Source organism: Enterococcus ratti (assembly GCF_001886195.1).
GTDB classification, from domain to species: Bacteria; Bacillota; Bacilli; order Lactobacillales; family Enterococcaceae; genus Enterococcus_B; species Enterococcus_B ratti.
Genome location: NZ_JXLB01000005.1, coordinates 18,796 through 40,507, shown reverse-complemented (window position 1 = coordinate 40,507; position 21,712 = coordinate 18,796). Strand labels below are relative to the sequence as shown.

The 21,712-nt window shown below is 34.6% G+C and carries 17 protein-coding genes, 1 pseudogene and 1 other annotated feature; of the genes and pseudogenes, 17 read left to right on the top strand and 1 reads right to left on the bottom strand.

Annotated elements, in window-relative coordinates:
- Nucleotides 1-148 precede the first annotated feature (148 nt).
- The 14 genes and pseudogenes from uvrC to RV14_RS03215 all read left to right on the top strand — a co-directional run bounded on the left by uvrC (nucleotide 149) and on the right by RV14_RS03215 (nucleotide 17,204).
- Nucleotides 149-1,927, top strand: a complete 1,779-nt coding sequence (gene uvrC, locus RV14_RS03280; RefSeq protein ID WP_071854884.1) for an excinuclease ABC subunit UvrC — start codon at nucleotides 149-151, stop codon at nucleotides 1,925-1,927.
- A gap of 127 nt (nucleotides 1,928-2,054) precedes the next feature.
- Nucleotides 2,055-2,954 (top strand): ABC transporter ATP-binding protein, encoded by a 900-nt coding sequence (locus tag RV14_RS03275; RefSeq protein ID WP_071854883.1) that lies wholly within the window; start codon nucleotides 2,055-2,057, stop codon nucleotides 2,952-2,954.
- The gene (locus RV14_RS03270) at nucleotides 2,947-4,209 is read left to right on the top strand and encodes an ABC transporter permease (protein ID WP_071854882.1); all 1,263 of its coding nucleotides are present in this window, start codon (nucleotides 2,947-2,949) and stop codon (nucleotides 4,207-4,209) included. Before RV14_RS03275 ends, RV14_RS03270 begins: the two co-directional genes overlap by 8 nt.
- A gap of 295 nt (nucleotides 4,210-4,504) precedes the next feature.
- Nucleotides 4,505-6,405 (top strand): annotated as a pseudogene (locus RV14_RS03265) (fructose-bisphosphatase class III).
- A 610-nt stretch (nucleotides 6,406-7,015) separates the two neighbouring features.
- Nucleotides 7,016-7,063, top strand: a sequence feature (sodium ion sensor (DUF1646 type); this cis-regulatory element may regulate processes involved in with the transportation of sodium ions).
- Nucleotides 7,064-7,159: 96 nt separating this feature from the next.
- Nucleotides 7,160-7,522 carry an ATPase V gene (locus RV14_RS03260; RefSeq protein ID WP_071854881.1) on the top strand — a complete coding sequence of 121 codons (363 nt, stop codon included), beginning with the start codon at nucleotides 7,160-7,162 and terminating at the stop codon, nucleotides 7,520-7,522.
- On the top strand, nucleotides 7,509-9,503 hold the full coding sequence (locus RV14_RS03255; protein WP_071854880.1) for a V-type ATP synthase subunit I: 1,995 nt from the start codon (nucleotides 7,509-7,511) through the stop codon (nucleotides 9,501-9,503). The genes RV14_RS03260 and RV14_RS03255 overlap by 14 nt, the downstream gene beginning before the upstream one ends.
- 27 nt (nucleotides 9,504-9,530) lie before the next feature.
- Nucleotides 9,531-10,001 (top strand): V-type ATP synthase subunit K, encoded by a 471-nt coding sequence (locus RV14_RS03250; RefSeq protein WP_071854879.1) that lies wholly within the window; start codon nucleotides 9,531-9,533, stop codon nucleotides 9,999-10,001.
- A 15-nt stretch (nucleotides 10,002-10,016) separates the two neighbouring features.
- On the top strand, nucleotides 10,017-10,601 hold the full coding sequence (locus tag RV14_RS03245) for a V-type ATP synthase subunit E (protein ID WP_071854878.1): 585 nt from the start codon (nucleotides 10,017-10,019) through the stop codon (nucleotides 10,599-10,601).
- Between the two features lie 13 nt (nucleotides 10,602-10,614).
- Nucleotides 10,615-11,601, top strand: a complete 987-nt coding sequence (locus tag RV14_RS03240; RefSeq protein ID WP_071854877.1) for a V-type ATPase subunit — start codon at nucleotides 10,615-10,617, stop codon at nucleotides 11,599-11,601.
- A complete protein-coding gene (locus tag RV14_RS03235; protein WP_071854876.1) occupies nucleotides 11,591-11,902 on the top strand; it encodes a V-type ATP synthase subunit F in 312 nt (103 codons plus the stop codon). The genes RV14_RS03240 and RV14_RS03235 overlap by 11 nt, the downstream gene beginning before the upstream one ends.
- Before the next feature lie 20 nt (nucleotides 11,903-11,922).
- Nucleotides 11,923-13,704 (top strand): V-type ATP synthase subunit A, encoded by a 1,782-nt coding sequence (locus tag RV14_RS03230; protein WP_071854875.1) that lies wholly within the window; start codon nucleotides 11,923-11,925, stop codon nucleotides 13,702-13,704.
- Entirely contained in the window at nucleotides 13,697-15,073 is a 1,377-nt protein-coding gene (locus RV14_RS03225; RefSeq protein ID WP_071854874.1) for a V-type ATP synthase subunit B, read from the top strand. The genes RV14_RS03230 and RV14_RS03225 overlap by 8 nt, the downstream gene beginning before the upstream one ends.
- A gap of 8 nt (nucleotides 15,074-15,081) precedes the next feature.
- The gene (locus RV14_RS03220; protein WP_071854970.1) at nucleotides 15,082-15,708 is read left to right on the top strand and encodes a V-type ATP synthase subunit D; all 627 of its coding nucleotides are present in this window, start codon (nucleotides 15,082-15,084) and stop codon (nucleotides 15,706-15,708) included.
- Between the two features lie 149 nt (nucleotides 15,709-15,857).
- Nucleotides 15,858-17,204: a TrkH family potassium uptake protein gene (locus RV14_RS03215; RefSeq protein WP_071854873.1), complete on the top strand. Its 1,347-nt coding sequence runs from the start codon at nucleotides 15,858-15,860 to the stop codon at nucleotides 17,202-17,204.
- 135 nt (nucleotides 17,205-17,339) lie between these two features.
- Here RV14_RS03215 and gloA read toward each other — a convergent pair whose 3' ends face one another.
- Nucleotides 17,340-17,711 (bottom strand): lactoylglutathione lyase, encoded by a 372-nt coding sequence (gene gloA, locus RV14_RS03210; RefSeq protein ID WP_071854872.1) that lies wholly within the window; start codon nucleotides 17,709-17,711, stop codon nucleotides 17,340-17,342.
- A gap of 132 nt (nucleotides 17,712-17,843) precedes the next feature.
- Between gloA and RV14_RS03205 the strand changes: the two genes are divergently transcribed.
- The 3 genes from RV14_RS03205 to RV14_RS03195 all read left to right on the top strand — a co-directional run bounded on the left by RV14_RS03205 (nucleotide 17,844) and on the right by RV14_RS03195 (nucleotide 21,638).
- Nucleotides 17,844-18,293: an NUDIX hydrolase gene (locus RV14_RS03205; protein WP_071854871.1), complete on the top strand. Its 450-nt coding sequence runs from the start codon at nucleotides 17,844-17,846 to the stop codon at nucleotides 18,291-18,293.
- Between the two features lie 364 nt (nucleotides 18,294-18,657).
- Nucleotides 18,658-20,640 carry an alpha/beta fold hydrolase gene (locus tag RV14_RS03200; protein ID WP_071854870.1) on the top strand — a complete coding sequence of 661 codons (1,983 nt, stop codon included), beginning with the start codon at nucleotides 18,658-18,660 and terminating at the stop codon, nucleotides 20,638-20,640.
- Entirely contained in the window at nucleotides 20,637-21,638 is a 1,002-nt protein-coding gene (locus RV14_RS03195) for an alpha/beta hydrolase (RefSeq protein WP_071854869.1), read from the top strand. The genes RV14_RS03200 and RV14_RS03195 overlap by 4 nt, the downstream gene beginning before the upstream one ends.
- Nucleotides 21,639-21,712: the final 74 nt, after the last annotated feature.

The window sequence follows — 21,712 nt, the reverse complement described above, 5'->3', positions numbered from 1 at the left end:
ATATTTTAAACGAATAAAATAAAAGATGCTGCAATTTTTATTTGTTTTTCTTTAATCAAACTGTAAACGAATGTGGAAAGAAGTCTATTTTCTTTCTTTTTAGCGAACATGTTATAATTAATTCAATGAAATTTGAAAGGAATTTTCGATGAACGAACGTATCAAAAATAAATTAGCTTTACTTCCTGATCAACCCGGCTGTTACTTAATGAAAGATAAAAACGGAACAATCATTTATGTTGGGAAAGCAAAGATTCTTAAAAACAGAGTGCGTTCTTACTTTACGGGGAGTCACAACACAAAAACGGAACGATTAGTGAGTGAGATCGAAGATTTTGAATATATCGTCACAGAGTCCAATATTGAAGCTTTATTGTTAGAAATTAACTTGATTAAGAAAAATGATCCTAAATATAATATCATGTTAAAAGATGATAAAACATACCCTTTTTTGAAAATTACGAATGAAAAGTATCCGCGGCTGATTATTACACGCAAGGTATTAAAAGATAAAGCTTTTTATTTTGGACCTTATCCAGATGTGGGGGCGGCAAATGAAACAAAAAAAATACTTGACCGCCTTTTTCCATTGCGTAAGTGTAAGCCTAGTCAAACAAAAGAACCCTGTTTGTACTATCATTTAGGTCAATGCTTATGTCCTTATTATTTTGATGTTGATCCTGAAGAGTATGCAAAAATTGTTAATGAAGTAAAAAATTTTTTAAACGGCGGCTATGAAAAAATTGAATCTGAAATTCATAAGAAGATGGTTCGAGCTGCCGACAATATGGAATTTGAAAAAGCAGCAGAATATCGAGATCAAATACGAGCAATTGAAACAATTATGACACGACAAAAAATGACGAATACTGATTTGATTGACCGTGATGTTTTTGGTTACGCAGTTGATAAGGGATGGATGTGTGTTCAAGTGTTTTTTGTTCGACAGGGGAAATTGATCGAACGAGATGTCTCCATGTTTCCCTTTTATAATGAAGCAACGGAAGATTTTTTAACCTATATTGGTCAATTTTATCAAGAAAATGAACATTTTATTCCCAAAGAAGTTTTGATTCCTGATACAATTGACCGGCCAAGCGTGGAAGCTTTGCTGTCTACAAAAGTTTTGCAGCCAAAACGTGGCGAAAAGAAAAAGTTGGTTGAACTTGCGAATAAAAATGCAGATGTGGCTTTGAATGAACGTTTTGATTTAATTGCAAGAAAACAAGAACGAACGATTGGTGCCGTAGAACGATTAGGAAATGCGATGAATATTCCGACACCTGTACGAATCGAATCTTTTGATAATTCTAACATCATGGGAACAAATCCAGTTGCAGCTATGGTTGTTTTTATTGATGGCAAGCCAGCAAAAAAAGAATACCGCAAATACAAAATTAAAACCGTCAAAGGACCGGATGATTATGCGTCAATGCGTGAAGTCATTTATCGAAGATATTCACGTGTTGTTCGAGAAGGATTGCCTTTGCCTGATTTGATCTTGATTGATGGTGGAAAAGGGCAAGTAGATGTTGTTAAAGATGTTTTAGAAAATCAATTGGGAATTGACATCCCCGTAGCTGGAATGGCAAAAAACGAGAAGCATAAAACAAATGAATTGCTTTTTGGCAATGTGCTTTGTGTTGTTCCTTTAGAGCGAAACTCGCCCGAATTTTTTCTTCTTCAACGAGTACAAGATGAGGTTCACCGCTTTGCTATTACCTTTCATAGACAGCTCAGAAGTAAGAGTAGTTTTGCTTCTCGTCTTGATGAAATTGAAGGATTGGGTCCAAAACGAAAAAAATTACTCTTAAAAGAATTTAAGTCATTGAAAAATATTCAGGCAGCGACGGTTGAAGAACTTCAACAAATCGGGTTACCTAAAAAAGTAGCGAAAAATGTGGTGGAACGACTACATGAAAACTAAAGTAGGCGCTTTACAAACCATGTAAAGTGTCCTATGATCTTTTGTAGATAAAGTGTGGAAAAATCCTGTCTTTTGTTGAGACAGGATAAAAATATTTTATACTAAGAAAAAGAAAAGGAGGAAAAAGATGTTAGAAGTAAAGGATTTGGTTAAAACTTTTGGAAATTATACCGCAGTTGATCACGTGTCATTTCAAATACCAAATGGAAAGATCATGGGGCTGATTGGACAAAACGGGGCGGGGAAAACGACTACTTTTCGATTGATTTTGGATTTTTTGACCCAAGATCAAGGGGAAGTTCTATGGAATGGACAGCCATTAGGTGAAAAAGACTATGATATTATTGGCTATTTGCCTGAAGAACGTGGATTATATCCAAAAGTGTCCATTCAAGATCAATTGTTGTATTTTGCTGAATTGAGAGGAAAATCTAAAAAAGAAATTGAGCCGAAAATTGATTTTTGGATGGAAAAATTTCAAGTAAAAGGAAAGAAGTCTGATAAAGTGAAATCCTTATCAAAAGGGAATCAACAAAAAGTACAGTTGATTGCTACATTGATTCATGAACCCAAATTAATTATTTTAGATGAACCGTTTAGCGGATTAGATCCAGTAAATGCAGAATTGTTAAAAGATGGCATTATTGAATTGAAAGAACATGGCTCATGCGTTATTTTTTCAAGTCACAACATGGATAACGTAGAAAAGATTTGTGACCATTTAATTATGTTGAGAAATGGGCAAATGGTGTTAGATGGAAAAGTACATGAAATTAGAGAATCTTTTGGACGTACTAAACTATTTTTAGAATCTGAATTAACGCCGCAAGAAGTAGCAGCTATTGAAGGTGTTGAAAACGTAGTGACTCAAGAAGATAAAACACTAGAAATTACGTTGGAAGACCCAGAGATAGGTAAAGAAATTTTTGCGCGAGCGACGCAGTTTGGTTATATTCCAATGTTTAACCAGCAGCCGCCTACTTTAGAAGAAATATTTAAGATGAAAGCAGGCGAGTTCAATGCGTAAATTTTGGATAATTACCAAAGACGTTTATCTAAAAAATATTAAATCGCTTTCCTTTGTGGTCATGATTTTAGTTCCTTTTATCATGATGGGAATTATTTATGTTGCTGGTAATTTTGCTCAACAAAATAGTGAAATTAATAAAGTCGGCATACTTTCAGAAAATAAACAAGTAGCTAAACAATTAAAACAATTAAAAAATGATGATTTGAAATTTGAACTTCTTACTTCTCAGGAGCAAGCACAAAAAGATTTAGCGGATGAAAAAATTGATGCTTACATGGTTGTGACTACTGAAAATGATGAGCTAAAAGGAGTTTTATATAGTGAAAAATCATTAGGCCAAAGTACCCAATTGCGTATACAGCAACAATTGACTAGCACGCAGTCGATGTTTCGAGCAAGTCATTTAGGAATTTCATCAAAAGAAGTAGCAAGTCTGAGTCAACCAGCAAGTTTATCAAGACAAAAAGTAAGCTTTGACAGTGAAAATAAGATGACGGTCGGTGAAGATAATTCGAGCGTGCAATATGGTATTAGTTATGCTGTAACGATTGTTTTGTTCATTATTATTTTGACTTATTCACAAATTATCGCCCAAGAAATTGCGTCTGAAAAAGGAACGCGTATCATGGAAGTTATTTTATCAAGTACTACTGCCCAAAAACACTTTTATGGAAAATTGGCAGGAGTTTTGTTAGTTGCGTTAACGCAAATCATTTTATACGGAGTTATTCTCGGTGTAGGATTTAATCAATTTAAAGAAATGCCTATTGTAAAAAATATGCTAAATGGCTTTTCTTTAGACAAAATTTTTGGTCCTTTTTTATGGTATTCCCTGTTATTCATGCTTTTTGGTATTTTAATTTATGCTATTCTAGCTGCATTATGTGGTTCACTAGTCAACAAGGCAGAAGATACAGCAAAAGCAATTTTACCTGTGACTTATTTATCCTTAGGCGGATACATGTTGGGATTAATTTTGGGTGCATCAGATCCTAATAACATTGTAATACGTGTGACGTCTTACATTCCTTTTCTTTCTTCATATGTTATGCCAGTACGTTTGGCCAATGAAACAGTCGGGATGGGCGAAGCAGTCATTTCTTTGATTTTACTAATCGTTGTGACATTTGCTTTGATGTTTCTTTCTGCAAATATGTACAAATCCAATGTCCTTGTTTACAGTGAAGGAGGTTTATGGAGTTCATTAAAACAATCCATTTCGATTATGAAAAATGAGCGTAAAAAATTATAAGTGAGTCGTCATTAATGAAAGAGCGTAGGTCAAAAGTAAAGAATATTTTTACTCCATGCTCTAAACGTAGATAAATGACGGAAGCAGAAGCAATTCTTTTGAAAATAAGCTGAAATTCACAAAATTTGAAAAATAATTTTCGTGAATTTCAGCTTATTTCTTGGAGTTAAACATTTCTTTTCCAGCCTCTCGGTATATGGACCAATTTTATAAAATAATGTATTTTTTCGATTTTAAGTTGTAAAAAAACTTTTATTATTTATAATCTCGAGTATACCAATATGGAGGTGTTAAATTGGATCCATATTTAGAGTTATTATCAGAGAAATTTCCTACGACAGAAAAGGGTGATGACAGAAATTATTAATTTAGAAGCAATTTTACAGCTTCCCAAAGGACCGGAATTGTTTCTAAGCGATATTCATGGAGAGTTTCCTGCCTTTGATCATATTCTACGAATTGGTTCAGGAAATTTAAAAGAAAAAATAAAAGAGCTTTTTAAAAGTCGTTTGAGTGAAGCAGAGATAAAGTAATTGACTATTTTTGTTGCTTATCCGGAATATGCACAAACGACGAACTGATATCAAGAACAAGCTAAGTCACAATTGATTCATCAATTGATTGAATTGCTTCGATTTACTTCTGTAAAGTATACTCGTTCCAAATTACGTAAAGGGTTACCAAAAGAATACAGTTATATTATTGAGGAACTTTTATATATTGATGATCGTGTAGGTGGCAAAAAAGAATATGTGAAAAAAATCATTAAGCAACTGTTGCTGCCAGGAGAGGAACAAAAATTTTTAAAAAAGCTGGCTGAAACGATTCAAAAAACAGTAATTGAACATTTACATATTGTTGGAGATATCTTTGATCGAAGCTCACAGCGGCAAAGGTGATGGATCGTTTGGTGACATTTCCTTCATTAGATATCCAATGGGGAAATCACGATCTTTTATGGCTAGGTGCTTATTATGGTTCCAAGGTTTGTTTACTTACTTTATTACGAATTGCTGCACGTTACAATTATTTGTTTGAACTAGAAAAAGAATATGGATTAAACTTACGTCTGTTAGCTTCTTTTGCTCAAAAAATCTATTATAAAAATTCCATATTCACACCTCAAAATAAGGAAGGACTAACAAGTAAAGAACAAGAGGAAATGGAAAAAATTCATCAAGCAGTAACGATGATTCAGTTCAAGCTTGAATCACAGTTAATTCAAAGACGACCAGAATTTCACCTCTCTTCTCGTGATTTGCTTGCAAAAATTGACTATCAACAGAAAAAAATTAAATTAAAAGGAAACATTTATATGCTGGAAGGAATTTGTTTTCAAACCATTGATCCCTTAAAACCTAATGAATTAACTGTCGAAGAAGAACAAGTTATTGACAGCTTGATGTACTCTTTTCAATATTCATTAAGAATAAAAAAACATATGGAATTTTTATTAGCAAATGGTTCGATGTATTTAACGAATTGTCAATATGAATCGTTTCATGGTTGTGTACCAGTTGATGAAAATGGTGAATTTTTGTCCTTTTCGTTAGGTGATAAAAGTTATTCAGGTAAAGAATTGATGGCATTTTTTGAAAAACAGCTTCGAACGAGTGTCAAAGATTTATTCTTGTAGGAAGATTTGGCAACGGATTTGATTTGGTATGCTTGGATTGTTCCTGTTTCACCTTTATTTGGAAAAAATAAGATAACCACGTTTGAACGTTATTTTTTGTCTGAACAAGTGTTGCATGTTGAAAAAAGTAATCCATATTATCGATTAAAAAATGAAGAATGGTTCAGTAAAAAAGTTCTTAAAGCATTTGGTGTAGAAGAAAAAGGTTTAGTTGTTATCAATGGACATACACCGGTGAAGGTAAAGAAAGGAGAATCACCAATCAAAGCAATGGAACTGTTTTTGTTATTGATGGTGGCTTATCCAAAACTTATCAGCAAACAACTGGAATTGTGGGCTATTCTTTATTATATAATTCTTTTGGGTTTCAAATTGTTACGCATTACCCGTTTTTAGGAATTGAGCAGCAGTTTAAACAACAAAGCGATCAGGCAGAAGTAAAAAAAGTGATTAACCGACAGCTGCCGAGAAATTTAAATCGCGATACAGCTAAAGGAATAAAATTACAACAACAAATTCGACAGTTGAAACAATGGTTAGCTTATTATCGTCATCAATAAAATAACATAAATTTTAACAGGAAAAAAGAAAAAAATAAGGTAGCTGTCGACAAATATTGTCGAAACAAAAATTAAAGGAGAATAGGCTAAAAGGATTAACCAAATGAATGAAATGTTAGAGTCTATTAAGAATATTCATTTTTTATTCTTGTAATTAAAATATCCAATATCTGTTATTTAAATAATGAGCTTGTTCTTTCAGTACTTAATTATTTAGTAGGACAGACTTGCTTAGTATGCCGTATACGTAGTTATTTTCTAAATTTATGATAGCGCTTAACAATCTAATATGAATGAATGTAAGTCTTTTCTAAAGAACAAGTATTGATAAGTAGATAGCTAGATAAATATCAAAAAGCAGTTTGTTTGATCGATTGTTTTTCTGTAATTCTATTAAGCAACATTCTAATTTGTTTTTTTATTTTAGAATATTCATTCAGATAAAAATAAAAAAATCTTTTAACCTATTTTTTATCATATATAATATGAAGAAATTTTATTTTTCTTGAATACTATGTTAAAAAAAACAAATTTTCGAAAGCAAAATGCGAATTTTTCTTGTATTTTTTTTCTATTTTGATACAATAGTTACAAATAGCAAATAAAAAATGGTTGGGCTTATGCTTCAAGGATTGCGTTCTTCAAGGGGTGAGAAGAACACTTTTGAAAGGCCTAATTCAGTTTAGTAAAAGGGTACATTCTTTCAATGAAACGAGAGCGTGTACTCTTTTTTAATCGAAAGGGGGGAATGGTGATGACAGAAATGGCACGGATTTTAACAAAAATAAAAGAAACAGAAGAAAGTAATCATCAAAAAAAAGAAAAAATAAAGGAAGAACTTTCACAATATGAAAAATTAAAAAATGATGAAATAGTGTTATTAAATAAAGCCTATCAAGAGCGATTAGTGAAACTAATTAAAGAAAAAAGAAAAACAGAAGAGGAGATAACCGTTGAAGAACAACAAAAGCTTGAACTAATTTTGGATCAATTTCGTCAAAAAGTTTTTGAAATCGAAAAAACATATTTAAAACAGCAAGAAACAGAAGAATTGAATAAAAAAAAGATAACAAATGAGATTATTGAAAGGATGAAAGAAAAAAATGGCTGTCACTAAAATGGAAAAAGTGACCCTTCTATCAGATAAAAAGAATCAAGAACGCCTTTTACAAGCGGTTCAAGGAATTCATGCGGTGGAAATTCGTGATCTGTTTCAAGAACTTGAAAACAATCAATGGGTAGATACATATTTTCCTGAAAGATTGATCGTTGATAACAAAAAAGAAGTTTCTGCTTTGTCTCATCAATTAGCAGATATACGTACAGCAGTTCAATTTATTGAACATCATGGGGAAAAAACGCAGAAAAAAAAGCATTTGAAACGATTTGAGCTTTCGTTGCAAGAGCTAGAGCAGACGTATGATGAAGAAGATTTTTCAAAAAAAATTAATGAAGTCTTACGGTTAAAAAAGCAGTGGGAAAAACTAACAGAACAACGTCAAATGGTAGAAAATGAAGAGATATGGTTGAATAATTGGCAAAATCTGACTGTCTCTCCAGCAGCATTTTGTAGTCAAACGACAACTTTAGTTATTGGTACGGTTAATTCAAAGAACGCGGAATTGTTCAAAAAAGAAATAGCAAAAATAAAAGGAGCTTACCTAGAAGAAATCAACGCTTCACCAACAACCGTTTATTTTGCGTATGTCGTTTTACAGTCGGAGTATTCGCGTGTGGAAGAAATTGCTAACCGGTATGGATTTGTAAAGGAAGATTATTCATATGAGAATATACCTCGCCAACAACTAAATATTACTAAGCAACGGTTACAAGAGATAAATAAACAACAAAAACAGTTGTCTGCGTCTATTGGTACTTGTAGTGGTTATATCAAAGAGCTTGAATGGACAGAAGAAATTTTTCTTGCACGGATGGAGCGTGAAGCAGTTAAAGACCATTTAATTCACACGCCTTATTTGATTTTTATTCAAGGCTGGGTGGGGAGTGAGGAAAAACAAGAATTAATTCAAAGTTTACAAAGCGTTCGGTTGTCCGAAGAAGTTTATTTAAATTTTGAAAAACCGACAGAAAAAGAAATCGTAGAAGAAGTGCCAACAAAATTAAAAAATCATCCAATTGTGGCTCCTTTTGAGATGTTAACGGAAATGTATAGTTTGCCAAAATATCAAGAAGTTGATCCAACGCCTTGGATGACCCCTTTTTATCTTGTATTTTTTGGAATGATGGTGGCTGATATTGGTTATGGTTTACTCATGTTTTTAGGAGCTTTTATGCTTCAAAAGTTTATCATAATGCCAAGAGAAATCCAGCGTTTTATTAAATTTTTTGAAATTTTAGCAATTCCTTCTATTATTTGGGGATTTATTTACAGTTCATTTTTTGGATTGGCATTGCCTAAAACAGTTTTTGGCGTTCATTTGCCTTTTCCACTGTTGTCTACTACAGATGATGTAAATACGATATTGATTTTATCCGTTATTTTTGGTTTGATTCAAATTTTAGTTGGCTTATTTATTGCTGCAAAAGAACAACTCAAACGAAAAGCTTATATTGAAGCAGTCAGTGATGGATTTGCTTGGCAAGGGATATTACTTGGCATTCTTTTTATTTTACTGGGAATGATGATCATAAAAAATAATGCTTTTGTGTACCTAGGAAGTGCTTTGGCAATTATTTCAGCGTTGTGCATCTTAGTTATCCCGATTTTTCAGTCTTCGTCTAAAGTAAAAGGGCTAGCAAAAGGGGCTTATCAGCTATATGGATTAACGGGATACATCGGTGATTTAGTGAGTTATACACGATTAATGGCACTAGGTATTTCTGGCGGAAGCATTGGTGCAGCATTTAATATGCTGGTTGCTTTCATGCCATTTGCGGCTCGCTTTAGTCTAGGAATCCTGTTGATTATCGCGCTTCATGCGTTAAATATGTTTTTAACACTTTTAAGTGCCTATGTGCATGGTGCGAGGCTGCAATATGTTGAATTTTTTGGAAAATTTTACACTGGAGGAGGACGTACCTTCAAGCCGTTAAAAACAGTGGAAAAATACGTCAATATCAACCATAAGAGAAAATAGAACAAAAAATTGGAGGAATTTGGAACGATGATGGAGTATTTGATTAATGAAAATGGTGGAATGGTATTTGCAGTATTAGCGATGGCAGTCGCAACGATTTTTTCGGGAGTTGGTTCTGCCAAGGGGGTAGGAATGACTGGTGAAGCAGCAGCAGCTTTGACAACCAGTCAGCCTGAAAAATTTGGTCAGGCTTTAATTTTGCAATTACTTCCGGGAACGCAAGGACTGTATGGATTTGTTATTGCATTCTTGATTTTTATTAATCTAGGTAATGATATGTCAGTTGTTCAAGGATTAAATTTCTTAGGGGCTTCTTTACCAATTGCGTTTACTGGGTTGTTTTCAGGAATGGCACAAGGAAAAGTAGCTGCTGCTGGTATTCAAATTTTAGCAAAAAAACCTGAGCATGCAACGAAAGGAATCATTTATGCTGCGATGGTTGAAACATATGCCATTTTAGGGTTTGTTATTTCTTTCTTACTAGTCTTAAATGCTTAATAAGGAGGAACGACGGTGAATGCGATTGAAAAAATCATCACTCAAATAAATGAAGAAGCGCAACAAGAAAGAAAGCGTTTTGAAGAAACGAAGCGTAAGGAAATTGATCAGCAATTTGAAGAAAAACGGTTGCAAATGGAAGAGAACTTTCAAAAAGAAAAAGTCAAACAATTGGCAGAAGTCGAAAAAAAATATCGACAGTTACGAAGCAAACAAAAAATGCAAGTAAAGCAGCAAATATTAACTGAAAAACAAGCGATTTTGCAACGGTTATTCACGGAAGCTGTGACGCAATTAGAAAATAAGCCAAAAGAGGAACAATTGGAATTAATGAAAAAAATGCTACAGACTTTGACAATAAACGGAAAAGCTTCCTTGATTCTAGGAGAAAAAACAGCTGCATACTTCACACCTTCTTTAATGGAAGAATGGCAAAAGGGACTTCCTTTTGAATTAGTGCTTGAAGAACATTTTGAAAAAGACCAAGCGGGTTTTATTATTGAGAGCCATGGAATCCAATATAATTTTTTATTTAGTCATTTGATCAAAGAACTTCAAGAGACGATGAGTGCTGAAATTGCTAGAAAATTATTTGACTAGGAGGGACCGTTAGATGAAGTATCATGAATTGAATCCCTTGATTCGTGAAAGAGAACTAGAATTGTTGTCAAAAGACACATTTGAGCAAATGCTACAAGCAGACTCGGTTAATTCATTTGGGGAGCTTTTGAAATCTACCTGTTATCAATCATATATTTACGAAGGATTTGAAAAAGATTTTGAAAAAAATATTTCAAAAGAAAGAAGTAATTTATTTGAATGGTTAAAAGAATGTTCTCCAGAGCCAGATATTGTTTGGCTTTATACGATGCGTTATACATTTCATAATTTGAAAGTGTTGACAAAAGCAGAAATGACGGGTCAAAACTTAGACCAGTTTTATATTAATGATGGTTTTTATCCATTAGATGTGTTAAAAGACGCGATTCACACTCAAGCTTCTTCTCAACTACCAGAAAATATTATGTGTTGCATCCAAGAAGTCCATGCGTACTGTGAAGAATCTGCTATTTTACAAGGGATTGACGTTATCTACGATCGCTGTTTTTTAACTGAGCAACGGCGATTAGGTGAACAACTTGGTTATCCTGAACTATTAGAAGAAATTATTGCTTTTATTGATCTGACTAATGTTACCACTACTGCAAGAGGCATTTTGCAAGGACGATCCCTTGGGTTCATGTCTACTGTTATTTCAAGCTCAGGGAGTATTCCTAAAGAATTATTATTGTCCTTTGTTCGTGGAACAATGGAAACTTATACGCAATTTTTGCTTACTACTGTCTATAGTGATTTATTAAAACAAGTGATTCATGAGGGGATGATTGATTTAGTGAGTTTGGAAAAATTAAAAGATGACTATTTAAGCTCATTTTATCAAGCGGCTCAAACGCAAGCTTTTGGTCCATTGCCGCTATTAGCTTTTTTAAATGCCAAGGAAGTGGAAAGTAAAAATTTACGGCTGTTGGTGATTGGAAAGCGAAATAAATTTTCCATTGAGCAATTAAAAGAAAGGATGAGACAGGTCTATGACGCATAAAATTGGAGTAGTAGGTGATAAAGATTCTGTCTCGCCATTTAGGCTATTCGGCTTTGATGTTCAATATAAAACAGCAAGAGATGAACTAAGAAAGACGATTGATGAAATGGCAAAGAAAGAGTATGGCGTGATTTACATCACTGAACCATGTGCCAACCAGATTCCTGAAACTATTGCGCGTTATAAAAATCAATTAATTCCTACAATTATTTTGATTCCTAGTCATCAAGGAACACTTGGAATTGGTTTAAAAGAGATACAAAAAAGTGTAGAAAAAGCAGTTGGACAAAATATTTTATAATAGGAAAAGGAGATAGTCGTTTGCAAGTCGGAAAAATCATAAAGGTCTCTGGACCTCTCGTTACGGCAGAAAATATGTCAGATGCAAGTATTCAAGACATGTGTTTAGTGGGAGACTTAGGAGTGATTGGTGAAATTATTGAGATGCGTAAAGATGTGGCATCCATTCAAGTATACGAGGAAACTTCAGGAATCGGGCCTGGAGAACCAGTTCGCTCAACTGGAGAAGCTTTATCTGTTGAATTAGGACCAGGCATTATTTCACAAATGTTTGACGGTATTCAAAGACCGTTGGATACATTCATGGAAGTGACTAAGAGCAACTTTTTAGGCAGAGGTATTCAATTACCTGCATTAGACCATGAGAAAAAATGGTGGTTTGAGCCATTAATAGAAGAAGGTACATATGTCACTGCTGGAGACATCATTGGCTATGTGGATGAAACAAAGATTATTAAACACAAGATTATGGTTCCTTATGGCGTTGAAGGAAAAATACAAAAAATTACATCCGGTTCTTTTTCAATTGACGAGACGATTTGTGTCATTGAGACGCAACATGATCAAAAAGAATTGACGATGTTGCAAAAGTGGCCGGTACGAAAAGGTCGACCCATCAAAGAAAAATTAAATCCTGATATACCGATGATGACCGGTCAACGAGTGATTGATACATTCTTTCCTGTAACAAAAGGAGGAGCCGCAGCAGTTCCGGGACCTTTTGGTGCCGGTAAAACAGTCGTACAGCACCAAATTGCGAAGTGGTCAGACGTGGATATAGTTGTTTACGTCGGTTGTGGTGAACGCGGAAATGAAATGACCGATGTGGTAAATGAATTTCCTGAATTGATTGATCCAAACACTGGGGAGTCTTTAATGGAACGTACGGTTTTAATTGCCAATACTTCCAATATGCCTGTAGCTGCTCGTGAAGCTTCCATTTATACGGGCATTACGATCGCTGAGTATTTCCGTGATATGGGCTATGATGTGGCGATTATGGCTGACTCGACTTCACGATGGGCAGAAGCGCTTCGTGAAATGAGTGGACGATTAGAAGAAATGCCAGGAGATGAAGGATACCCGGCTTATTTGGGTTCACGTTTGGCAGAATATTATGAACGATCGGGTCGAGTCATTGCTTTAGGTTCAGATAATCGTCAAGGAAGTATTACAGCAATTAGTGCGGTTTCACCATCTGGCGGTGATATTTCAGAACCAGTGACGCAAAATACACTACGTGTTGTGAAAGTTTTTTGGGGACTGGATTCTATCCTAGCTCAAAAAAGGCATTTTCCGTCAATTAATTGGCTGCAAAGTTATTCTTTATATTCAACAGAAGTCGGAAAATATATGGATCAAGTTTTACAACAAAATTGGTCGGACATGGTGACTGAAGGGATGCGAATTTTACAAGAAGAAGAGCAGCTTAATGAAATTGTTCGCCTTGTAGGAATTGATTCTCTTTCTGACAATGACCGCTTGACCCTTGAAGTAGCCAAATCAATTCGTGAAGATTATTTACAGCAAAACGCTTTTGATGAAGTAGATACTTTTACTTCAAGAGAAAAACAATTGAATATGTTAAAAATTATTTTGACTTTTGGAAAAGAAGCACGAAAGGCCTTAGCTTTAGGCGCTTATTTTAATGAAATTATGGAAGGTACGGTTTCTGTAAGGGAACGAATTAGCCGCAGCAAGTATATTTCAGAAGATGAACTAAGCAAAATAATTAAAATCAATCAAGAAATAAAAGAGGCTATCCAATCCATTGTTTCCGAAGGAGGGATGTCCCATGATTAAAGAATATCGGACAATCGAAGAGGTGGTCGGACCTTTAATGGCAGTAGAAAAAGTTTCTGGTGTAAAATATGAGGAATTGATTGAAGTCCGTATGCAAAATGGTGAAATCCGTCGCGGTCAAGTTTTGGAAGTTCAAGAAGATAAAGCGATGGTACAAATTTTTGAAGGAACGAGTGGAATCAATCTTAAAAATTCTTCTGTTCGTTTTTTGGGTCATCCATTGCAATTAGGTGTTTCAGAAGACATGATTGGTCGAGTATTTGATGGTTTAGGAAGACCAAAAGACAATGGCCCAGAAATCTTGCCAGAAAAATATTTAGATATCAACGGAGAGGTCATCAATCCTATTGCGAGAGATTATCCAGATGAATTTATTCAAACAGGAATTTCTGCGATTGACCATTTAAATACGTTGGTTCGTGGTCAAAAGCTACCTGTTTTTTCTGGCTCGGGTTTACCGCATAAAGAATTAGCCGCTCAAATAGCCCGACAAGCAACGGTACTTGATGCGTCTGAAGATTTTGCTGTGGTTTTTGCAGCGATTGGTATCACTTTTGAAGAAGCTGAATTTTTTATGGAAGATTTTAGACAAACGGGAGCGATTGATCGTTCAGTCATGTTTATGAATTTAGCTAATGATCCAGCGATCGAACGGATTGCTACGCCAAGAATGGCGCTTACTGCAGCGGAGTATTTGGCTTACGAAAAAGGCATGCACGTATTAGTGATTATGACGGACATGACGAATTATGCAGAAGCTCTTAGAGAAATTTCGGCGGCGCGACGTGAAGTTCCCGGACGGCGTGGGTATCCCGGTTATTTGTATACCAATTTAGCGACTTTGTTTGAACGAGCTGGTCGCATCCGAGGGTTAAAAGGGTCAGTGACACAAATTCCTATTCTAACTATGCCAGAAGATGATAAAACTCATCCAATTCCTGACTTGACGGGTTATATTACAGAAGGGCAGATTATTTTAACGAGAGAGCTATATAAAAGTGGGATTCAACCGCCGATTGACGTTTTACCTTCTTTGTCTCGCTTGAAAGACAAAGGAACAGGAGCGGGAAAAACAAGAGAAGATCATGCAGCTACCATGAATCAATTGTTTGCAGCTTATGCCCAAGGAAAACAAGCAAAAGAATTAGCAGTGGTGTTAGGTGAATCTGCTTTGTCTGAAGTTGATAAGATTTATGCGAAATTTGCCGAACGTTTTGAAAATGAATATGTTAACCAAGGCTTTGATACAAATCGGACGATTATTGAAACCCTTGATTTAGGATGGGAATTGTTAGCGATGTTGCCAAGAACGGAATTAAAACGGATTAAAGATGAGATGCTGGATCAGTACCTGTCAGAAGGGAAGTGAATTTCTTTGTGCGATTAAATGTGAATCCTACACGAATGGAGCTAACTCGGTTAAAAAAACAGTTGACAACAGCTGCAAGAGGGCATAAACTTTTAAAAGACAAGCAAGATGAGTTAATGCGCCAATTTATTTTGTTAATTCGAAAAAACAATGAATTGCGTCAAACAGTAGAAAAAGAAATACAACAAGCAATGAATGATTTTGTAAGGGCTAAGTCCGTGATTGAAGAGTCATTTATTGATGAATTGTTTGCTTTGCCGGCAGAAGATGTGACGCTCACAGTTGTAGAGAAAAATGTTATGAGCGTCAAAGTTCCGATTATGAGTTTTCATTATGAAGGGCGCGAGAAGCCGTTAGAATATGGGTATTTGCATTCTAACGCTGAGCTAGACCGATCAATTGATCGATTTACGCAATTGTTGCCAATGCTTTTGAAATTATCGGAAGTAGAAAAAACTTGTCAATTGATGGCAGAAGAAATTGAGAAGACAAGAAGAAGGGTCAATGCCTTAGAATACATGACGATTCCGCAGTTGGAAGAGACGATTTATTATATTAAAATGAAGTTAGAAGAAAACGAACGGGCAGAAGTGACGCGACTAATTAAAGTGAAAAATATGGGAGCGACTCAATGAATCTGAAAACATTTGTTGTTTCAACTGAATGTATTTTAAGTAGCGAAATCAGCGTAAGAAGAAAAACTTGTCTTTTTTCTTCTTACGCTTGTTTTCTTGAAATAATGCTATTGCTATTTTGAAACATGTAATATAAAGGAAGGACTGCTATGAAAAAAAACGTAAGAAAACGATTATCACCAGTTCAGTTACTTTCTGCTGGTTTTTTTTGCTTAATTTTTTTAGGAGGCGGCTTACTGACATTACCTTTTTTTAGTCGAAGTGGTGAAAGTACGTCTTTTATTGATGCACTATTTACAGCTACATCGGCAGTTTGCGTCACGGGTTTAACCACATTGAATACGGCCGAGCATTGGAACAGTGCCGGTCAGTTTTTGCTCATGCTTTTGATTGAAATTGGCGGGTTGGGTTTTATGATGGTGCCGATTATTTTTTTCGCCATCGCCAAGAAAAAAGTTAGCTTTAGTATGCGCATCGTATTAAAAGAAGCCTTAAATCTTGAAAAAATGTCCGGCGTGATGAACTTAATGATCTACATCTTAAAATTTGCCGTCATCATTCAATTACTTGGAGCATTGGCATTAAGTGTTGTTTTTGTGCCTAAATTTGGTTTAGGAAAAGGAATCTGGTTTAGTATTTTTCATGCAGTTTCTAGTTTTTGCAATGCGGGTTTTGATTTATTGGGAGATAGTTTGTTAAATTATCAAACAAATGTTTATTTGCTGTTGGTGATTTCAGTACTGGTCATTGCAGGCGGCTTAGGTTTTATTGTGTGGCGCGATGTTTTAAGCTATCCTCGTGTAAGGAAAATCACTTTGCATTCAAAGATTGCCTTATCTGTCACGGGTATTTTATTGATAGGTGGTTGTATTTTGTTTTACTTTACGGAAAGAAACGGAATGACTTTAGTAAAAGGAACATTTGTTGAAAAACTAGTGAATACTTTTTTCATGAGTGTTACCCCACGAACTGCAGGGTATTGTTCTGTTGATTATTTACAAATGAGTCATGCTGGATTAATATTGACCATGTTTTTAATGTATATTGGCGGAACGTCTGGTTCAACTGCAGGCGGCTTAAAGACAACGACATTAGGAACATTAGTTATACAGATGTACGCAATGTTTAAAGGAAAAACACGAGCCGAGGTATTTGGCCGAACGATTCGTCAAACTGCTGTTTTACGCGCATTGACTCTTTTCTTTGTTACTTTATCGCTATGTGTAGCAGCCATTATGGTTTTGTCAGTGACGGAAACTATCCCTAAAAATTCAGGAATTGAATATATTGCTTTTGAGGTCTTTTCTGCTTTTGGGACGGTAGGATTGACGATGGGGCTCACGCCTGATTTGACTTTCATCGGAAAAATAGTCATTATTTCTTTGATGTATATTGGTCGAGTAGGAATTATGACCGTTGTCTTTTCATTATTAGTGAAGGGAAATAAAAAAGAAGCGAATTATAAACTTCCAGAAGAAAGCATCATGATCGGATAAAAACAACCCAAGGAATGAGACAAATGTACTGACTTCCTTGGGTTATTTTTGTAGTTACCGGCTAATTGCGACTTTTGTTTCTTTTGCACTTAAATTTAAAAGTAACAAATGCAGGAAAAAGAATACCCTATGCGATTAGCGACGAATGACTTCAATTTTGTAGCCGTCAGGATCAACTATAAAATAATAAGAAGGAGCAGTTCCAGGTAGCCCTTTTAAATCTGTGACGTTAAAACCTGCAGCTTGATGCTTTTCATGAAGTGCTTCTAAATCATCTGAAGCAATGGCAATGTGACCGTATCCGTTACCTAAATCATAGGATTCATGTTTGTAGTTATAGGTTAATTCTAGTTCGTAGTCGTCTTCTGGTAAAGTTAAATAAACCAGTGTAAATTTATTTTCTGGAAAATCACGTCGGCGGCTTTCTTCAAAACCAAATGCTTGTTGATAAAATGTTAAAGAAGCCTCAAGGTCTTTCACGCGAACGCAAGTATGAGCCATTTTCATAAATCAGATACATCCTTTCTCTTCTTTTTTTTATCATAACAAAAAAAGAAAAAAAAATAGAAGGGTTGTGCTTGTTTATGAGAAAACTCTCATGTAAAATGAAAGGAAATAAATTTAAGGTGGACAAAAAACATGGTTAAACCAGTTTTCGGAGAAAAAATACCAATGGTTAAATATACGTCGCGCTATGCATCCTATGTTATCGTAGTAAAAAACGATACGTTAGCATTAATTGAAGCACCAAACGAAGCTTTCTTTTTGCCAGGAGGCGAGATTGAACCAACTGAATCAAAAAAAGAAGCACTTAGTCGTGAGTTACTGGAAGAAATGGGGATTGTGGCAACTATCGACTATTATTTAGGAGAAGCGGATGAATATTTTTATTCCACTTATCGACAAACTTATTATTACAATCCCGGTTATTTTTACGTTGCTAAAAATTGGAAGAAAGTAGCGGAACCGACTGAAAAAATAAATAAGATTTGGTGGGTAGCACCGGAAGAAGCGATCCAAAAATTAAAACGTGGTAGCCATCGTTGGGCGATTGAAAAATGGTTAGCACAAAAAAACAACGAACACTGACAACGAACACTGACTATGAAGGAAACTTCAAAAGAGGCAACTTATGAATAATTGAATCAAAGAAAAGATGTTTTAAATTCACTAAACTAGATTTTTATAATAGTTTACTTACTTGAGATGCAGGAAAAATACATGCATCTTTTTTTATTAGACAAGATAAATATTAATTTTTCATTTAACAATCAAAAAAGGGCTTATTGAAATCTAATTAATAAAAAACTAGTTATTTTATTTTTTGATATAAACAGTTATTTTTTTGTATAAAAAATGATAGCGCTTTTATAAAATACCTTTAGATAAATAAAGGAGTGAAAGTCTTGAAAAAAAAGTAAAAAAAATAGTACACGGGTTATTGATTTTTTTAATGGTATCAGGAACGAGTACACCTTTAGTAGTGAGTGGGGAACAGCTAGTACATTCAAAAGAAAGTAAAGAAAATTCCTCTTCTACAAATTTTGAAATTTCAACTGAAGGCACGAATGACGCAACAAACAATGTTTCAACCTCATCAACAGAGTCTATTAATTCTTCGCAGACAGCAGAACAAGAAGAGGCAACGACAGATCAAACGCAAGATAGTATGGAGAATAATGAGTCTGAGACGGATCAAACGCAAGATAATGCGGAAAACAATGAGTCTGAGACGAATCAAACGCAAGAAACTACTGAACAAGATGAACCACCCACTGTAGATGACTCACCAGAAGTAACGAAACAAGCGCAAGATGACGAGGAAGCAGAAATTAATGCGATTGGAAAAGGAGAAAACTTCAATGGTAAATTATATCTAAATTATTTTGGAAAAAAAGTTAAAAATGTTTTTGCGACTTCAGCAATTCCAGCTGTAGGTCTGATGATGCTTGTGATTAATCAGATAATGGAAAAAAATGTAAAAGAACGTTTTGACGTAGGAGTCGACACTATTCAAAACTTAATCACGACATATATTCTTTACGATATTGCATTTGCAAAAGATAGTTCACTCATGTCTTTAGCAAACAGCCAAAATGATGGCACTACACCAGCAGAAAATACAGGATTTTATCCAAATACTCAGCAAATCAAAGGAACTGCTTTAAACAATCAAGATGGTAAGATGATGGACTTATATGCCTACTATGTAAACCAGAACTCTGATAAAACAGTTATTATTCATGGCGGTTTTCGCGGGAATTGGAATAACGGGATCGTAATGGATGAATACAATGACTTTTATCAAGCTGGTTATAATATGATATTTGTTGAGTCTAGAGCCACAGGAACAAGTGGTGGAGATTTTGTAACATATGGTCAATATGAATCAGATGATGTATTGTATTGGATCAATCGTGAGATCAGCGAGAGACCTCAACAAAAGATATTACTTTATGGCGGTTCGATGGGTGCTGCAACGATGATGTCCGTGTTAGCTAAAAATATTCCTACAAATGTAAAAGGAATTATTGAAAATTGTGGTTTTAAATCCATTGATGAACAATTACGCTTTACGTATAGTTCAACAGTCGCTCCGCTATTGTCACAATTATTGAATATTTTGAATATTGTAGCAGATAAAGAACATGAAGATCTGTATTTAGGATTGTTGAAAGAATACTATTTTGATCGTGAAATGAATTTAAATACGACAGGAAATCTTCCTGTAAAAGGAATGATGAATGCGACTATTCCCAAATTGATTATTCATGGTAGCATAGATTCAGTAGTGACAGTTTCTAATGCACAAGAATTATTTGAATTGTCGAGTGGTTACAAAGACTTACTAATCGTCGAAGGTGCTGATCACGGCGAGGCCCAAAAAGTAGATCCACAGGCTTATCAACAACACATCGCAGCGTTTATGGATATGGTGTTTAATCGTTCAGTTATTGTTAAATATGTAGATGAAAATAATCAAAATTTGCTTAATGATCAAGAGGCACTGCAACTTCAAGGAGCGTATGGGGATCGTTACAAAACGGAACAAAAGAAATTTGCGGGGTATGAATTTGTAAAAATAGAAGGTGAACAGCAAGGGATTTTCAATGAAGTAACGCCTACGGTCATTTATCATTACAAAAAAATAATGGAAGAACCTATAGCCGATAATACGAATGAAAATAATATAAATAATGTTAATAATGTAAATAATAATGTAACCAATAAAGACCATTCAAATCAAGCCACAAACAACTCTTCAGCATCTTCTAAGGGTTCAAAAAAGGAAAAGACAAATCAAAAGAAAAAAGCATTTCCTTTAACTGGTGATCAACAAGGAATAAAAATTTCACTAGCAGGTAGCGCATTCTTACTCATTTCATTAGTGGGTTGGTTGTATCAAAGAAGAAGAGGCGGGAAGATGCTAAAATGAAATGGCTAAAAAGAGTAATGATAGGGCTTCCTTTAACGATTTTACTACTTATTGGAATCATCTGGGGGATGAATCAATTGACTCCTAAACCAGTTAGTTTACTAGTAAAAAGGCAATTTGATACCAGTGGAAATGAGCAAGTTTATCCTAGACCTAGCGATTTTAGTGATAAAATAGAAAAGATCAAAGTAATTGAAAATGACAAATATCCCTCCGCTTATAACCAAAATGCCATAGATATCTATTTACCAAAAACACAAGAATCACCATTACCTATTTTGTTTTGGATTCATGGGGGAGCCTACGTCGCAGGAGACAAACGTGATTGTCAAGATTATTTAAAATTATTATGCGCAGATACGCAACAAATAGTCATAAATATAAACTATGAACTTGCTCCTGAAGTAAAACATCCGACACCACTCAAACAATTAAATGAAGTTGTTCGTTGGATGAAAGAAAAATATGGACCATCCGTTGATTGGATGAAAGTATCTCTTGGTGGGGACTCGGCTGGAGCACAAATTGCTAGCGAATATATCATAGCTAGTCAAAATAGCCAAATTCAACAAGCAATTCAAGTTGAGCCTAGTTTAAAAAATGATCAGATAATAAAATTCATTTCCTTATCAGGTTTATTGGATCCAGCAAACTTTACACAAGTTAGTGATAATATTTCCAGTTTTCTCTATGCAAAATGTGGTTGGGCATATTTTGACAATAAAAAGTTTGAACAATCAGAAGAAGTAAAACAATTAGCGCTTACAAAAAACACAAATAATTGGACTCAAAAAGTATTCTTAACGGATGGGAACACCAATACTTTTACAAAGCAAATGAATCAGGTAGAAAAGGCATTGGAACAAAAAGGTATAAAAGTAACTAAAGTAAGTTATGATCAAAAAATAGCAGTGTTAAATCATGAATATCAATTTGATTTTAGCAATAAGCAAGCACAAAACACCTACCAACAATTAGTTACTTTCATGAAGGAATAAGAAAATATCCTTTGTTGTTTTGGTCTTTGATAGCATACTAGGATTTGCTATAACCTTGGTTAGTTACTTTTTTA

What these genes read in the sequence shown, in the direction of transcription:
- RV14_RS03225 (WP_071854874.1), top strand. Translation starts at nt 13,697, where the DNA reads ATGATTAAAGAATATCGGACAATCGAAGAGGTGGTCGGACCTTTAATG.
- RV14_RS03200 (WP_071854870.1), top strand. Translation starts at nt 18,658, where the DNA reads ATGGTATCAGGAACGAGTACACCTTTAGTAGTGAGTGGGGAACAGCTA.
- RV14_RS03275 (WP_071854883.1), top strand. Translation starts at nt 2,055, where the DNA reads ATGTTAGAAGTAAAGGATTTGGTTAAAACTTTTGGAAATTATACCGCA.
- RV14_RS03255 (WP_071854880.1), top strand. Translation starts at nt 7,509, where the DNA reads ATGGCTGTCACTAAAATGGAAAAAGTGACCCTTCTATCAGATAAAAAG.
- RV14_RS03250 (WP_071854879.1), top strand. Translation starts at nt 9,531, where the DNA reads ATGATGGAGTATTTGATTAATGAAAATGGTGGAATGGTATTTGCAGTA.
- RV14_RS03205 (WP_071854871.1), top strand. Translation starts at nt 17,844, where the DNA reads ATGGTTAAACCAGTTTTCGGAGAAAAAATACCAATGGTTAAATATACG.
- RV14_RS03195 (WP_071854869.1), top strand. Translation starts at nt 20,637, where the DNA reads ATGAAATGGCTAAAAAGAGTAATGATAGGGCTTCCTTTAACGATTTTA.
- gloA (WP_071854872.1), bottom strand. Translation starts at nt 17,711, where the DNA reads ATGAAAATGGCTCATACTTGCGTTCGCGTGAAAGACCTTGAGGCTTCT.
- RV14_RS03235 (WP_071854876.1), top strand. Translation starts at nt 11,591, where the DNA reads ATGACGCATAAAATTGGAGTAGTAGGTGATAAAGATTCTGTCTCGCCA.
- RV14_RS03215 (WP_071854873.1), top strand. Translation starts at nt 15,858, where the DNA reads ATGAAAAAAAACGTAAGAAAACGATTATCACCAGTTCAGTTACTTTCT.
- RV14_RS03240 (WP_071854877.1), top strand. Translation starts at nt 10,615, where the DNA reads ATGAAGTATCATGAATTGAATCCCTTGATTCGTGAAAGAGAACTAGAA.
- uvrC (WP_071854884.1), top strand. Translation starts at nt 149, where the DNA reads ATGAACGAACGTATCAAAAATAAATTAGCTTTACTTCCTGATCAACCC.
- RV14_RS03270 (WP_071854882.1), top strand. Translation starts at nt 2,947, where the DNA reads ATGCGTAAATTTTGGATAATTACCAAAGACGTTTATCTAAAAAATATT.
- RV14_RS03260 (WP_071854881.1), top strand. Translation starts at nt 7,160, where the DNA reads ATGACAGAAATGGCACGGATTTTAACAAAAATAAAAGAAACAGAAGAA.